This window comes from Nocardioides dilutus (assembly GCF_054779555.1).
This window is the reverse complement of sequence record NZ_BAAGYA010000001.1, coordinates 666,850-680,512: the sequence shown is the minus strand read 5'-3', so window position 1 is coordinate 680,512 and position 13,663 is coordinate 666,850. Positions and strand designations below refer to the sequence as shown.

The window sequence follows — 13,663 nt, the reverse complement described above, 5'->3', positions numbered from 1 at the left end:
GCGACGCCGCCGGCCGGTCGAGACGCAAACGCAGGACCTCGGCGCTCCCGCGGAGCCTAGTCGCTCGGTCGGTCACAGGAAGGACGTCCCGGCCCGGGTCTCACGCCAGCCGATCTCCATCCGCTTCTCCCGGATCAGCCACCGGCCGTCCTGGCGGGACAGCCGGTCGTGGTAGCGCGCGACGATCACCGCCGCCTCGTCGGGGCGGTCCCGAGTGATCTGGTATGACGTGTGGTAGGTCAGCGCCGTGGCCTCGTCACCGTCGACGTCGACGTGGTAGACGCTCAGCAGGTGGTGCTGCCAGCCGACGTCGGCTCCCTTGTCGCGGATGAACGCCACCACTGCGTCGGCGCCCTCCAGCCAGTCGCGGGCGCCGTACTTGGCCCGGGCGTCGTCGGCCAGAAGGGTGCGCAGGCGCTCGTGGTCGCCGGCATCGATCGAGGACGCATAGCGGTAGAGGGTCTCCTCGACCTCCTCCCGATCGCTGCGGGTCCGCGGGGTGTGCGCGGTGGCGGACATCAGGTCTGGTTCTCCGAGCGCCCTACCGCGACGTACGCGCCGATGGTGGCGAGCTCGTGGTCGCCCCGCGCCTCGAGGAGGGACCAGACGAGCGAGCGGAGCTGCTCGTCGCCCGCGTGGGACAGGTCTGCCGCACGCGCGAGCGCCTCGCCGGCCAGGGCGTAGTGGCGCTGGACCTCGGAATAGGTGAGGTCGCCCGGCCGCGAGGACCGCAGGGCGTCGAGCGCGTCCTGGACGGGCGCAGGCAACGCGCCCTTCGTCCCCGCCTCGGCCAGCCCCGTTTCGATCGCGTCGGCCTCCTGGAGCATCCAGGCGATCTCGTGGTCGGCCCGCACCGCCGCCATGTCGAGCATCGAGAGCATCATCTCGACCTCGACGAGCAGGGCCGGGTCGCTGAGCTCGGGAAGGACCTTGGCCCGCAGCTCGGCCGACACCGAGCGCACGAGCTGGGATGTCGACGGGCTGGTGATCATCGTCCCGCCTCCTGCCCGGAGCCCGACATGAGCTCGGCGATCGTGCGCAGCCAGGCGTCGTGCATGAACGGGAGAGCGACGGCGACGTACCCGACGTTGGTCGCCTGCGTGCGCCCGTCGGCGTAGGCACCCAGCTGCTCCATGATGTCCTCGAAGCAACCCAGGGACGCGGCGACCGTGAAGTAGCGCAGGATGTCCGGGTTGAGCTGGCTCTCGGCGAGCCCCGTCTCGGCGCGGTACGTGTCGCACACACGGTCGAGGAACAGGCTGACGAACGGGGCCGGGTTGGAGCGCTCGGTGAACAGCCACCAGCCCAGGTCCTCGCGTGGGTCGCCGATGTGGGTCATCTCCCAGTCCACTGCGTAGAACGTCTCCTGGGCGTCGACCAGCACGTTGTTCGGCTGCATGTCCCCGTGGACCAGCGAGAGGGGCACAGGCTCGGGACGGTTGGCCTCGAGCCAGCCGGCGATGTAGCGCAGCAGCGGCACGGGCTCGGGATATGCCCTCTCCACCGCACGCCATCGGTCCTCGCAGCTCGCCATGTAGTCCGACCAGGAGGACGGCCGCTCCACCGACGGCGGGAGGCTGTCGAGCCGCACCCGGGTGTAGGACGCCAGCAGCTTCGCCAGGCCGACGGCGCGCCGCTCCCAGGCGTCCAGGTCGCGGTCGTCGTCGGAGTCGTCCCGCCACAGCTCCAGGGTGTTGCGGCCCGGGACGCGCTCCATGATGATCGCCGGCCGGCCGAGCTCGTCGCCGTGCTGGTCGAGCCATCGCGGGCCCGGGATCCGGACGCTCCCCTCGACCTGCAAGGAGGTCAGGAAGGCCCACTCCTGCAGCCGATCGGTCACCAGCATCGTGGTCAGCTCGGGCGGGTCCATGCGCAGCACGAACGACTCGGTGGCGTCCGCGCCCGTGACGTCGAAGTACCACATCTCGCGGCTGTAGCCACCGATGAGCCGGCGCACGCCGGACACCCGGGCACCCCCGTCGAGAGCGCCCCGGGCCCCGAGGTATCGGGTCAGGCGCTCGGTCATGGCCCCGACCGGGCCGTCGCCGTCGCCGATCTGGTCGGCGACCTTGGTCACCTGCTGCAGAGTCTCGGTCATCGACATTCCTTCCTCTTCATGGCTGTTCACGACAGGTCACGGCCACCCCGCGCCCGGGACGTCGACCTGCTGGACCTCCACCCGCCCGACCCGCGACTGCGCCGGAGGCGCTCCCAGCGCGAACTCCTCGTTCGCGCCGTCGTGTCGCGACGGTGCGAGCACCAGGAAGAGCGACCGGCCGTCGTCGCCGCCGAGCATGCAGGCGATGCATTCCCAGGGGGCGGTGTCGATCACGTGCGTCACCTGTCCTCCGTCGACCACGCGCACACAGGCCTGCGGCTCCGGCTGCGCCGTCCAGACCCCACCTTCGGCGTCCATGCAGATGCCGTCGGGGTGGTCGAAGGCGGCCGGCAGCGCGGCGAAGACCCGCTCGCTGCCGAGAGAGCCGTCGGCAGCGACGTTGTAGGCGGTCAGCCGCGCGCCGTGGCTCTGCGCGACGACGAGCGTGCCGCCGTCGGGAGACACGACCGCGCCGTTGGGGAACATCAGCGTGCCCGGCTGAGCCTCCGCCCGCCCGTCGGGACGGACCAGGACTAGGGACGTCGCGCGACGCACGTCCACCGGCTGGCCGCGGTAGCGGTAGGGATAGCCCGCGTTGCCGACGTACGCGCGGCCCTGGCCGTCGACGACCATGTCGTTGCAGGCGCCGGGGCACAGGTCGCCGAGGTCCGCGTGCTCGACGAGCCCGCCGTCCTCCAGCCGGAGCAGCTTGCGCTCGAGCATCGAGACGACCAGCAGGCGTCCGTCCGGAAGCCAGCCGAGGCCCGACGGGTGGTCGTCGAGGTCGACGACCACCTCGCTGCTCCCGTCGAGGCCGACGGAGAGAACCCGCTTGGCGAACACGTCGGACAGGTAGAGCCTGCCGTCCCGCCAGCGCGGGCTCTCGCCGAACGCCAGGTCCTCGAACACGAGCTCACGCGTCACGTGTCACCCCTCGGTCCCGGGTCTTCGTCGGCGGGACCGACCAGCAGGCGGTCACGGAGCCGTCCCAGGTCATCCCGGGAGACCCCGGCCGGTCCGGCCAGGTAGTCCTCGGCGCCGCCGAAGCGCTCCCGCAGGTCCGCGAGCAGGCCGTGCATCACGGCCGGCTGCGCGTCGAAGAAGGCCCGGACCCGGTCGAGGTCGGCGCCGAGGTCGGCGAAGCGCACCTGGAGGTCCGCCAGGAGCGGCTCGGAGTAGTGCTCCTGCGACAAGGCGTAGTCCTCGGCCACGGTCGCGTCGTCGACGCCGAGGAAGGACAGGAGGAGCGCGACGGCGACACCCGTGCGGTCCTTGCCGGCGGTGCAGTGGACGACGGTCGCCCCCTCACTGCCCGCGACCAGGCGGGTCACCTCGCCGAACTCGGCCGGGTAGTGGGTGAGCAGCGTGGAGTAGATGCCGATCATGTCGTCGGCGTCGAAGTCGGCGATCTCGCCGGCGAGCATCCGGGTCGCGATCGACTTCAGGTGCGCCACCCGCGTCCCGATGGGCAGCTGGGTCACCGTGATCCCGGACGCCGCCAGCCACGGTGGCGTCACCTCGGCCCGCTCGGGCTCACGGCGCAGGTCGGCCACGGTGTCGACCCCGAGCGACCGCAGCACCGGGACGTCGGCCTCGGTGAGCTGGTCGAGAGACCCCGACCGGTAGACCACGCCCCGGCGTACCCGGCCCCCGTCGGAGGTCGGGTAGCCGCCGATGTCACGGAAGTTGGCGCTGCCCTGCAGAGGGATCCGTCTCTCCCTCGTGTCGCAGTCCCGGGTCATCGGAGCGCCCCGCCGGGAGCAGTCGAGCTCTCCGCCGACTCTTCCTGCCGCGCGGGCGGATCGCCGGCCGGCTCGGCGCCGTCGGGCGGGGCCGGTGGGTCCGACCTGCGGCGTTGGGCGCGGCGCAGCCTGACGAGCCCGGTCCGGCTGGCCAAGGTGACCGCGGCGAGGAGGGCGACACCGTTGAACATCGGCGTGATCCAGTAGACACCGCTGGTGAAGGCCAGCTGGAGACCCTTGACGCCGAAGGCCAGCACGTAGACCGCGACGAGGGTGCCCCAGACGTTGGGTCGGCGGGTGAACTGCGTCGCGCCGAAGAAGACCGCCGCGAACGCGGGGAACAGCAACGGCGGGCCGAAGGAGTTGGAGTAGGTCCCGATCTTCATGCCGTAGACCACTCCGCCCAGCCCGGCGATCAACGCGGACACGACGAGTGAGCCCCAGACGAGCCCCTCGGTCTTGACGCCGGAGAGCCGCGCGGCCTCGGGGTTGGACCCGGTGGCGAACATGTTCCGGCCCAGCGGCGTCGCCTGGAGCACGTACCAGACGACGAGGGCGAGCACGATGAGGTAGGCGAACACGATGGGGACGCCGGCGATGTCGCGGCGCCCGAAGCTCAGGAACTGCTCGGAGAACACGCCCGAGATCTGCCGGTTCTCCGAGAGCCACAGGGACGACGCCGCGAGGATCTGGCTCATGCCGAGGGTGGCGATGAACGAGTTGACCTTGAAGCGGACCACCAGAAGTCCGGAGAGGAAGCCGACCACGCCGCACGCCCCGATCGCGAGGAGCGAGGACACCACGGCGTTCAGCTCTGTGTTCGCCTCGAGCCAGGTCAGCACGATCAGCGAGAAGGCCAGCATCGCGCCGACCGACAGGTCGAACGCACCGACGACCAGCGGGACGAGGATCGCGATGGCCAAGATGGCGATCACGACCTGGTCTGCGGCGACGAGGCGGAACGTGACCGAGGTCAGGAAGGTGTCCGGGATCCACAGCCCGAAGAGCACGATGACGAATGCGAACAGGTAGAGGGCGCTGGCGCGCTCGAGGCTCGGCGGGCGCAGTCGCCTCAGCGCCCGGCTTGGGTTGTCTGAGTTGTGGCTCACGATGAGTCCTCCGGCTGGTCGGTGTCGGGACGTACGGCGGCCCGCTGGCCGGTCGTCAGTTGGTGGTGCTCGATCGCTTCGGAGGTGAGGGCATCCCCGACCAGGGTGCGAGCGACCTTGCCCTGGCTCATGACCACGACCCGGGTGGACAGCCGGGCCAGCTCGGTGGTGTCGGTGGAGCAGAGGACCACGGCGGTGCCGGCGGCTGCGATGCGCTCGATCCAGCCGTGCAGGTCGGCCTTCGACCCGATGTCGACACCCTGGGTCGGCTCCTCGAGGACCAGCACGGTCGGCTCGACCCGAAGCCATCGGCCGACGACGACCTTCTGCTGGTTGCCTCCCGAGAGCTCGGTCATCCGGCGCTCAGGGTCCGTCGGCCGCACCTCGAGGCGGTCGACCCAGGTCCCGACGTGGCGGCGCTCGGCGCGGACGTCGAAGCGGCCCTTCCTCCAGAAGTCCCGCAGGCGGCTCAGGGTGAGGTTCTCCCGCAGGGTGCCGTCGGTGATGACCGCGTGGCCCGCGCGGTCGACGGGCACGGTGCAGAGCCCGGACCGGATCGCCGCGCCCGGGTCGGCGGGTGCGATGGTCCGACCTCGCACGCTGACCGCACCGCCCCGATCGGCCCGCCCCGACAGGAGCCCCGCGATCTCGTCACTCCCCGAGCCGACCAACCCGGCCACGCCCAGCACTTCGCCCGCGCTGACGTGCAGGTCGACACCGTCGACGACCACGCCCGTCAGGTTGCTGACGGTGAGGATCGCCTCGCCGTGGGGCTCGGCAGGCACGTCGTGCTCGACGAGCGCGCGGTTGAGCCGGCGCCCGAGCATCAGCTCGACCAGGTGGTCGTGGTCGAGCGCGTCGATCGGCTCCTGACCGACGAGTGCTCCGTCGCGCAGGACCGAGACCCGGTCGGCGATCTGCAGCACCTCGTCGAGGTGGTGGGAGATGTAGAGGATCGCGGTTCCGCGGTCGGTGACACGGCGCATCGCGTCGAACAGCGTCCGCGCGTCCTCACGCGGCAGCGACGAGGTCGGCTCGTCGAGCACCAGGAGCGGGACGTGGGACATGTCGTCGAGGGCGCGGGCGATCGCGACCGCCGTACGTTCCGGCGCCGTGAGGTCGATGACCTTCGCGCTGGGTGACACTCGCTCGAAACCGATCGCGGCGAGAGCCGCGGCCACCCGGGCGCGTTCCTGTCGCGGTCGGAGCCGCCCCACCCCACGGGTGGCCCCGACCATGAAGTTGTCAGCCACCGACATGTCGTCGACCAGGCCGAGGTTCTGGTGGACGAACCGGAGTCCTGCGGCCCTCGCCGCATCGCTCGAGCCGAGCTCGAAGGGCCGTCCCCCCACCTCCGCCGTCGCTCCCGGATCGGGCTCGAAGAACCCGGACAGGATCTTGACGGTGGTCGACTTGCCGGATCCGTTCTGGCCCATCAGCGCGTGGATCTCGCCGCGGCGGATCTCGAGGTCGAGGTCGCGGAGCACGGTGGCGGTCTCGAACGTCTTCGAGACCCTCGAGAGCCGGACCGCGGGGTGCTCGTCCCCCTGGACCCGCTCATGGCCGAGCACTGCGGCAGCCATCAGCGGACCAGCATTCCGGCGTCGATGGGCAGGGCGACCCCGGTGACGTAGCGCGCCTCGTCCGAGGCCAGCCACAGGACGGCGTTGCTGACGTCGACCGCCTCGATCATCGAGACGTCGAGGGCGTGCCGACCGGCCATCAGCTGCTCCATGTCGGCGAGCGTCGGCTCGGCCACGTCGGGCAGGTAGCGACGGAACGCGGCCTCGTTCATCGTCATCGCGGTCCCGACCATCGTCGGGTGCACCGAGTTGACCCGGATGCCGAGCCCGCCGACTTCGGCCGCGAGGCTCTTCATCAGCCCGACGACACCGTGCTTGGAGGCCGCGTAGTGGGAGATGCCGGGCCCGGCCTTCAGCCCGTTGACGGAGTTGACGAAGATGACGGCGCCGCCACGTCCGGACTCGATCATCACCGGGATGCATGCCTTGGCGGTGTGCCAGCTGCCGGTGAGGTTGACGTCGATGACGTCGCGCCAGGCCTCCTCGGTGAGCTCCCAGGACCGGCCGAACGAGGCGATCGCGGCGTTCGCGCAGACGACGTCCAGCCCTCCGAAGTGGTCCGCGGCCAGGGCCGCGGCGGCCTGGAGCGCGGCCAGGTCCCGTACGTCGGCCTCGACCGTCACCACTGACCCGCCGGCCTTCTCGACCAGGAGCGCGGTCTCGGCGAGGTCGGCGTCGGTCGCCAGCCCCGTGCTGGCGTTGTCGATGTCGCGACAGATGTCGAGCGCGACGATGGCCGCACCTTCCTCGGCCAGCCGGATCGCGTGGCTGCGCCCCATGCCGCGCCCCGCGCCGGTGATCAGGGCGACCTTTCCCTCGAGTCGTCTCATCACAGTCCTTCAGGTTCTCGCCGGCCGTCGGCCACGCAGGTCGTTGGTGGGGTCCCAGCCCCAGGGCAGGTTCAGCTCGGGGCTCGGTTCGCGGAGCACGACCGGGTGGTGGGGCCAGACCGCGACGCTGTCTCCCGACCGGCCTCGGTCCGCGTCCTCGGCGAGCAGCTCGACCAGGACCCGGCCGACGTCCCGCGGGTCGAGCCAGGCCCGGGAGAGCTCCGGAGGCAGGTCGTCGTCGGGGGCGAGACCGACGTGCGCGCGCTGCATCGGCGAGTCGGTGGCCCCCATCGACAGGGCGTTGACCCGGACGCCGTGCGGGCGGAGCGTCATCGCCCAGGTGCGGGTGATCCCCCAGAGCGCCCACTTGGAGGCGTCGTAGAGGTCCATCCCGACCCACCCGGGCCGACGCGGCTGTTCTGCCCACGGGCAGTCCGGCGCCTCGGAGTGGTCGATGGGCACGGGCCACCAGCAGGTGTGCACGTGGTCGGTGACCACGTTGACGATGTGGCCGCCGCCGTCGACGACGAGGTGCGGAACAGCAGCGCGCGCGCAGAGCACGGCACTGAGCAGGTTCGCCTCGAGAAGACGGCCGAAGAGCTCGGTCGTCCCCCCGACGCCGTCGAGAGGAGTGGAGCGAGCCGCGATCCCGGCGTTGTTGACCAGGATGTCGAGGCCTCCCAGCCAGGTGGTCGCACGGTCTAACACCTCGGTCACCTCGTGCGATCGGGTCAGGTCGGCCCGGAAGCTGCGCAGCTGACCTTCACCTCCCGCATCGGCGACGTCGATGACCGCCACCCGGGCGCCGGCGCGGACCAGCGAAGCGGCGAACTCGCGGCCGAGGCCGCCGGCCCCACCGGTGACGATCGCCCGGCGGCCCGACAACGGCTGTGACATCACGGTGCACCTCCTGCTCGGTCCGAGAGTGCTCCCGGACGGGTGGGCCGGCCAAGGGGTCGGCCGCACCCGTCCAGGCAAGACGGCCTCAGCCGACCTGCCAGAGCGCCTTGAACTTGTCCTCGAAGCCCTTCGGGCCGAACCAGTCCGCGTCGGTCGGGAACACAGTGCCGACGTTGGACTCGTCCGCCACGGCCAGCGGAGCGTAGGCGTACGTCTCCGGGTCGATGCTTTCGCCGGCGTCGAGGCGCAGCATCGCGTCCATGACCATCCAGTACACGTACGGCTGCGCGTTGAGCGTGCCCGCGTCCATCCCCTCGCCCTTTGCAATCGCGGCGAGATCGGAAGGATTGGCACTGGCACTGATCAGCTTCACCTTGTCCGCCAGGCCCGCGGCCTCAAGGGCCTCGTACACCCCGGTGCCGAGGTCGGCGAACCCGAAGAAGATGTAGTCGATCTCCGGGTCGGACTGGAGCTTCGACACCACCTGGGAGGGGATCGACCCGTTGCTCATGTCGGGCACGCTCAGGCCGAGCTCCTCGTACGAGCAGGTCGGGCACGCCTCCTTCATGTGGGCGGCGTTGGCGTCGTTGGTGACCTTCATGATCGGGATGTCCGGGACATTGACGTAGAGCATCTTGGCCTTTCCGCCGGACTTGGCGATCGCCCAGTCCACGGCCGCCGGGTAGATCTTCCCGACCCACTCGGGACCTGCGCTCGAGACGTAGACGCCGTTGCCGTCGGCGCCCTCGGCCGGATCTGTCCCGTAGGTCACCATGACCGGGATACCTGCCGCCTTGGCCTTGGCAACCGCCTCACCAGCAGTCGCGAGCGAGAGCGCGGCGCCAACGATGTAGTCCGCCTCAGCGGCGATCGCCTGCTCGACGCCCGCCGAGAAGGCCTGCGCGTCGGTCGGGTCGAGCAGGACGGTGGTGAGGTCCCACCCGACGGCCTCGGCCGCGGCCTTCATGCCCTCCTGGGCGACCTGCGTCGTCGGCAGGTTGAGGACCAGGAAGTGCACCGACCGGCCCGTTGCCGGCTCGCCGGGCAACGGCTCGGAGACGTTGATCGTGCCGGGGTCGACGAGGTAGTCCTGCAGCCGGGTCGACGCCGCGTCCGCGGCCTCGGTGGCGGCGGCGTCGTCGCCGCTGGACGGGCTCGAGGTGCCCGACTTGTCGTCGGAGTCGCCGCAGGCGGCAGCGCCGAGAGCCAACACCAAGGCGGCGGCTGCGCCGCACGTGCGGCGGATGATGCGGTTGCTTCTCATGGACTTCCTCACTCGGGATCGGTCGGACAGCGGGCCGACAGGCACGTCTCCCGTGACGTCCTTGTGACTGGCGTCACCGTCAGCAGCGATCGCAAGCCAACACCTTCCGAACCGTTGTGGTCAAGTATTTCTCATGATAAATACCTGAAGTGAATCCAACTTGTTTCCAGTGCCCCGTGGGGGCCGGCCCAGCCGTCGGTCTCAGAGGCCACGTTCGGGAAGGAGCGTCATGCAGCCGTCGATGGCTCCGCGGACCGAGAGTGTCCGGTCCAAGCGAGGATCCATCGTGGACGCGGCAATCGACCGCTTCGGCAGCGATGGCTACGAGCACACGAAGTGGTCCACGATCGCCGACGACGTCGGGCTCGGGCAGACGGCCCTGTACCACTACTTCGAGTCGAAGGCGCACTGCCTCCTGACGATCATGCGCATCGAGCTGACGCAGTCGCTCGAGCGGTTCCGCCGCGTGACGAGCGTCGCGGACGACCCGGTCGAGGCGCTTCGCCTCGCGGTCCACTCGGCGTACGAGGGCACTCCGCGGGACGCCCTCCAGCGTCGGATCCTGCAGAACCATTTGGATCTGCTCAGCACGCCGAGGCCCTGGGAGAAGGAGGAACAGGAGCGCCAGAGGTCCCGCGCACTCGTCCGCGAGATCGAGGAAGCCTGGACCGATCTGATCGCGCGGGGGGTGCGCAGCGGTGAGTTCACCCAGCGCGACCCGCTGATGTCGGCACGAATGGTCCTTGCGCTCGTCGTGGGCGTGTGGCGCTGGTACCGCCCGGGCGGCCCACACACGCTGGACCAGATCGGCGCACTCAACGCGGACGCCGCTCTCCGCATCCTCGAGTAGGCCGTGGTTCTTCCCAGAGCTCCTCAGGACGACTACCGGTAGCGGCCCGACAGCATGCCACCGTCGACGACGTACTGGCCGCCGGTGCAGTAGGACGAGCGCTCCGAGAGCAGGAACAGCACCAGCTCGGCGACTTCCGCCGGGAGCCCGTAGCGGTTGATGGGCAGCTTCGGTCCGAGCCCGCTCGGCATCCCGGTGTCGACGGGTCCGGGGTGCACGGAGTTGACTCGAACGCCGTACTCGCCCAGCTCCATGGCCGCGGCCTTGGTCAGTCCGGTGACCGCGAACTTCGAGGCGACGTAGCCGATGGAGTTGGTGAAACCGGTGAGACCTGCCACGGACGAGATGTTGACGATCGAGCCTCGGCCGGCCGCCCGCATCACTGGCGACACAGCGCGCAGGCCGTAGAAGACACCGGTCTGGTTGACGGCGACGACGTCGGCCCAGTCCTCGTCGGTCATCTCCCAGTGCACCGCCCTGCGGATGATGCCGGCCACGTTGACCAGACCAGTCGGGCCGCCGTGCTCGGAGAGTGTCCGGTCGACGACGCGGTCCCAGGACTGCGCCTGCGTGACGTCGTGCTGGATACAGACGGTGCCGGGATGTTCGCGCGCGGGCTCGATGACGTCGGTGGCGACCAGGCGCCACCCCTCGTGCTCCAGTAGCGTGCAGATCGCCGATCCGATGCCGCCAGCCGCACCCGTGACGATCGCGACGGGCGAGTCCTCGCTGGAGTCGGTCACCGGACGGCGGGGATGACGTGGCGGCCGAAGAGTTCGAGCGACCTGGCTGCGGCGGCCTCGTCGGTGGCCTGGGTGACCACGCAGAGATGTGTTGCCGCGACGGCTGCGGCGTACTGCCGCACCTGGTCGGCGCATTCACCGGGTGTGCCCGCGATCGCGCGGTCCTCGGCGAACTCTCGGAGGGTCACCCGATCGCCGGCCTTGACCTTCGAGATGATCGCCGGGTCCTTGTCAGCCCGTGCGCCCGCGTCCCAGTAGTCGGTGTAGAAGCGCAGGACGGGCTCCAGCCACTCGGCCTCGACCTGTTGCTGCGTCTCGCCGATGCCCAACTGGCGCATCAGGCAGACGTCGCGGCCCCGTCCCTCGACCGGGGGTGCGGACCGGTACGCCGCCGACACCTCGGCCAGCTCTGACACCGGGCTGCTGAGCCCAGTCATCCACCCGTCGCCCAGCCGCGCCGCCCGCTCCATGGCGCGCCCGGTGCGGGCTCCGATCCAGATCGGTGGGTGCGGCGTCTGAAGGGGCCTCGGGACCAGGTTGGGCACGCTCTCGTCGTCACCCTGTGCTGTCCAGGCACGGGGGATCAGGTCGAGTGCCGCCTCCGTGCGGGACACCCGGTCCTCGTACGGCACGCCGAGGGCGTCGAACTCGTAGCGGCGGTAGCCGATCCCGACGCCCAGCACCGCGCGACCGCCCGAGATCTCGTCCAGCTGCGCGACCTGCTCAGCGATCTCGATCGGGTGGTGGAGCGGGAGGATGACGATCCCGGTGCACAGGCGCAGCCGCTGGGTCACGGCGGCGATGGCGGTGAGGACCTGCAACGGCGTCGAGAAGTAGCGGGGTGTGAAGCGATGCTGCCCGACGACCACGAAGTCGAACCCGACCTCCTCGGCCAGCTGGCACAGGCGTCTCGTGCCGCCGAACGGGTCGCGGTCGCTGCGGTCGATGATGTTGGGCAGAAGGAACCCGAATTGCATGGTGTGTGCTCCTGGAGGTCGGGCAAGGATGGATGCGATACCGGACGGTTGAGGCCGAGAGGTGCCCGTCCAGCGGCTACTCGCCAGCGGTCGTCCGCGCCGTGGCGGCGGCGGCAAGGCCGAAGACGACGGCCGATGCGACTCCTCCGGCATAGGCCCTGTTCCAGAGACCGCCGGTGTCCGACCCTGCGGCGAGCAACCCAGGGATGACCGCGCCCGTGGAGTCAAGAACTCGCGCTCGCGAGTCGATCTGGATCCCGCAGAAGGGGAACGTGATGGCCGGGATCGTCTCGAGGACGTAGAACGGCGGTTCATCCAGCGGAGCGGCGTCCAGGTGTCGCCCGGGGGTGAGTGTCCGACCGGCTCCGGCCCTGGTGTTGAAGAGCTCGATCGCCTCTCGGATCCTGCTGCCGTCGTACCCCCACTCCTCGGGGAGCAGGTCGAGCTCGTCGATCGTCCGTGCCACGCCGGTGCGGCCGCCACGGCGGGTGGCCAGCGCGAACTTGTCCAGAACGTCGGCGCCTTCCACATACGCCGACGCGTTCCAGGTGCGATGGACCCGACTGTCGAAGACCAGGAGCCCTCGTGCTTCGGGCTGCTCCGACAACGCGATGGTGGTCAGGTGGTCCCCGAGGGTCTCGTCGGCGAACCGCTCGCCGCTGAGATTGAACAGCAGCGCGTGCTCGCTGAAGTACAGCGACAGGTCGATGAAGTCGGCCGGGTCCGCGAAGGGGATGCCGCTCGGGACCAGGTGCCCGTAGAAGCCGGCTCGCTCGAACCCGACCGCGGCGCCGACAGATCGCGCCAGCTCCACGCCACCACCGCGGCTGTTCGGGTTCGAACGCACTGGGAGACTGCCCGCCCCCGGGCCCACGAGCTCCTCACGCAGCTTCGTACTTCCCTGGAAGCCGCCGGTGGCAAGCAGGGTGTGTCGGGCCCTCAGTTCGTGTGACCGTCCGTCGGCAGTTGTCACCCGCGCGCCGCCGATCACACCGTCGGCTTCGAGCAGCTCTGAGGTTGCGGCCCGTAGCCAGACTTGGCCGCCCGCCTGCTCGACCAGCTTGCGGCAGGTGTCGATGTAGTGGTTCGTGTCGAACTTGTGCCCGATTCCGAAGGGGAGGATCCGCTGCGGTCGGTCGACCTCCACGCCGGTCGAGTCGATCCAGGAGACCGCCTCGGAGAAGTTGTCCACGACGACCTCGCGCAACTCGCGAACCCCATGCGGGTTCTGCTCCTCCATGACTTCCCGTGTCGGCGCGGTCCAGATGTACCCCGCGTATCGTCCGGAACCCCCCACGTCGGTTCCGACCTCGATGAGCACGACTGACATCCCCTTGTGTGCGGCACTGGCCGCGGCGGTCAACCCCGCCATGCCACCGCCGATGACCAGAAGATCCACGTCGGGTGCCATCCACGATCCCTTGCGTTGAGGTGGTTCGCAGGCTAGCCCGGAAAACGAATTCGGTTCAAGTGTTCGGCCTCTATTCCTACGGAGGAATACTTGAACTCAGTTCACCTCTGGTGCGATACTCGTCGCAGTGACGGCCCTCACAACGCGATGCATCGG

The 13,663-nt window shown here is 70.1% G+C and carries 14 protein-coding genes; 1 reads left to right on the top strand and 13 read right to left on the bottom strand.

The genetic code is table 11. From position 1 onward, the window contains the following. Positions 1–72: 72 nt before the first annotated feature. The 10 genes from ACYVC6_RS03320 to ACYVC6_RS03275 form a co-directional block, all read right to left on the bottom strand. Positions 73–519: a nuclear transport factor 2 family protein gene (locus tag ACYVC6_RS03320; RefSeq protein ID WP_460710940.1), complete on the bottom strand. Its 447-nt coding sequence runs from the start codon at positions 517–519 to the stop codon at positions 73–75. Continuing rightward, positions 519–992, bottom strand: coding sequence for a hypothetical protein (locus ACYVC6_RS03315; RefSeq protein ID WP_460710938.1), 474 nt, complete (start codon positions 990–992; stop codon positions 519–521). Before ACYVC6_RS03315 ends, ACYVC6_RS03320 begins: the two co-directional genes overlap by 1 nt. Further along, positions 989–2,098: a phosphotransferase family protein gene (locus ACYVC6_RS03310; protein ID WP_460710936.1), complete on the bottom strand. Its 1,110-nt coding sequence runs from the start codon at positions 2,096–2,098 to the stop codon at positions 989–991. Before ACYVC6_RS03310 ends, ACYVC6_RS03315 begins: the two co-directional genes overlap by 4 nt. Positions 2,099–2,134: 36 nt before the next feature. Beyond that, a complete protein-coding gene (locus ACYVC6_RS03305; protein ID WP_460710934.1) occupies positions 2,135–3,022 on the bottom strand; it encodes an SMP-30/gluconolactonase/LRE family protein in 888 nt (295 codons plus the stop codon). Beyond that, positions 3,019–3,840, bottom strand: coding sequence for a tyrosine-protein phosphatase (locus ACYVC6_RS03300; RefSeq protein WP_460710932.1), 822 nt, complete (start codon positions 3,838–3,840; stop codon positions 3,019–3,021). Before ACYVC6_RS03300 ends, ACYVC6_RS03305 begins: the two co-directional genes overlap by 4 nt. Further along, positions 3,837–4,949, bottom strand: coding sequence for an ABC transporter permease (locus ACYVC6_RS03295; RefSeq protein WP_460710930.1), 1,113 nt, complete (start codon positions 4,947–4,949; stop codon positions 3,837–3,839). The genes ACYVC6_RS03300 and ACYVC6_RS03295 overlap by 4 nt, the downstream gene beginning before the upstream one ends. Further along, positions 4,946–6,532, bottom strand: coding sequence for a sugar ABC transporter ATP-binding protein (locus ACYVC6_RS03290; protein ID WP_460710928.1), 1,587 nt, complete (start codon positions 6,530–6,532; stop codon positions 4,946–4,948). Before ACYVC6_RS03290 ends, ACYVC6_RS03295 begins: the two co-directional genes overlap by 4 nt. After that, positions 6,532–7,362, bottom strand: coding sequence for a mycofactocin-coupled SDR family oxidoreductase (locus ACYVC6_RS03285; protein WP_460710926.1), 831 nt, complete (start codon positions 7,360–7,362; stop codon positions 6,532–6,534). The genes ACYVC6_RS03290 and ACYVC6_RS03285 overlap by 1 nt, the downstream gene beginning before the upstream one ends. 9 nt (positions 7,363–7,371) lie before the next feature. Beyond that, positions 7,372–8,259, bottom strand: coding sequence for an SDR family NAD(P)-dependent oxidoreductase (locus ACYVC6_RS03280; protein ID WP_460710924.1), 888 nt, complete (start codon positions 8,257–8,259; stop codon positions 7,372–7,374). Between the two features lie 88 nt (positions 8,260–8,347). Beyond that, positions 8,348–9,526, bottom strand: coding sequence for a sugar ABC transporter substrate-binding protein (locus ACYVC6_RS03275; RefSeq protein WP_460710922.1), 1,179 nt, complete (start codon positions 9,524–9,526; stop codon positions 8,348–8,350). 286 nt (positions 9,527–9,812) lie between these two features. On the opposite strand from ACYVC6_RS03275, the gene ACYVC6_RS03270 reads away from it, so the two are divergent. Next, complete coding sequence (locus ACYVC6_RS03270) at positions 9,813–10,376, top strand: TetR/AcrR family transcriptional regulator (protein ID WP_460710920.1); 564 nt, start codon at positions 9,813–9,815, stop codon at positions 10,374–10,376. A 32-nt stretch (positions 10,377–10,408) separates the two neighbouring features. Here the strand turns inward: ACYVC6_RS03270 and ACYVC6_RS03265 are convergent, their stop codons facing one another. From ACYVC6_RS03265 to ACYVC6_RS03255, 3 genes are all read right to left on the bottom strand, one after another. Then, the gene (locus ACYVC6_RS03265; protein WP_460710918.1) at positions 10,409–11,119 is read right to left on the bottom strand and encodes an SDR family NAD(P)-dependent oxidoreductase; all 711 of its coding nucleotides are present in this window, start codon (positions 11,117–11,119) and stop codon (positions 10,409–10,411) included. Then, positions 11,116–12,096 carry an LLM class flavin-dependent oxidoreductase gene (locus ACYVC6_RS03260; RefSeq protein ID WP_460710916.1) on the bottom strand — a complete coding sequence of 327 codons (981 nt, stop codon included), beginning with the start codon at positions 12,094–12,096 and terminating at the stop codon, positions 11,116–11,118. Before ACYVC6_RS03260 ends, ACYVC6_RS03265 begins: the two co-directional genes overlap by 4 nt. 76 nt (positions 12,097–12,172) lie before the next feature. Further along, entirely contained in the window at positions 12,173–13,507 is a 1,335-nt protein-coding gene (locus ACYVC6_RS03255; RefSeq protein ID WP_460710914.1) for an FAD-dependent oxidoreductase, read from the bottom strand. Positions 13,508–13,663 lie beyond the last annotated feature (156 nt).

Bases quoted from the DNA above. Each gene is read 5' to 3' on its own strand.
- ACYVC6_RS03275 (WP_460710922.1), bottom strand. From the start codon at position 9,526: ATGAGAAGCAACCGCATCATCCGCCGCACGTGCGGCGCAGCCGCCGCC.
- ACYVC6_RS03280 (WP_460710924.1), bottom strand. From the start codon at position 8,259: ATGTCACAGCCGTTGTCGGGCCGCCGGGCGATCGTCACCGGTGGGGCC.
- ACYVC6_RS03260 (WP_460710916.1), bottom strand. From the start codon at position 12,096: ATGCAATTCGGGTTCCTTCTGCCCAACATCATCGACCGCAGCGACCGC.
- ACYVC6_RS03300 (WP_460710932.1), bottom strand. From the start codon at position 3,840: ATGACCCGGGACTGCGACACGAGGGAGAGACGGATCCCTCTGCAGGGC.
- ACYVC6_RS03310 (WP_460710936.1), bottom strand. From the start codon at position 2,098: ATGACCGAGACTCTGCAGCAGGTGACCAAGGTCGCCGACCAGATCGGC.
- ACYVC6_RS03285 (WP_460710926.1), bottom strand. From the start codon at position 7,362: ATGAGACGACTCGAGGGAAAGGTCGCCCTGATCACCGGCGCGGGGCGC.
- ACYVC6_RS03320 (WP_460710940.1), bottom strand. From the start codon at position 519: ATGTCCGCCACCGCGCACACCCCGCGGACCCGCAGCGATCGGGAGGAG.
- ACYVC6_RS03255 (WP_460710914.1), bottom strand. From the start codon at position 13,507: ATGGCACCCGACGTGGATCTTCTGGTCATCGGCGGTGGCATGGCGGGG.
- ACYVC6_RS03315 (WP_460710938.1), bottom strand. From the start codon at position 992: ATGATCACCAGCCCGTCGACATCCCAGCTCGTGCGCTCGGTGTCGGCC.
- ACYVC6_RS03290 (WP_460710928.1), bottom strand. From the start codon at position 6,532: ATGGCTGCCGCAGTGCTCGGCCATGAGCGGGTCCAGGGGGACGAGCAC.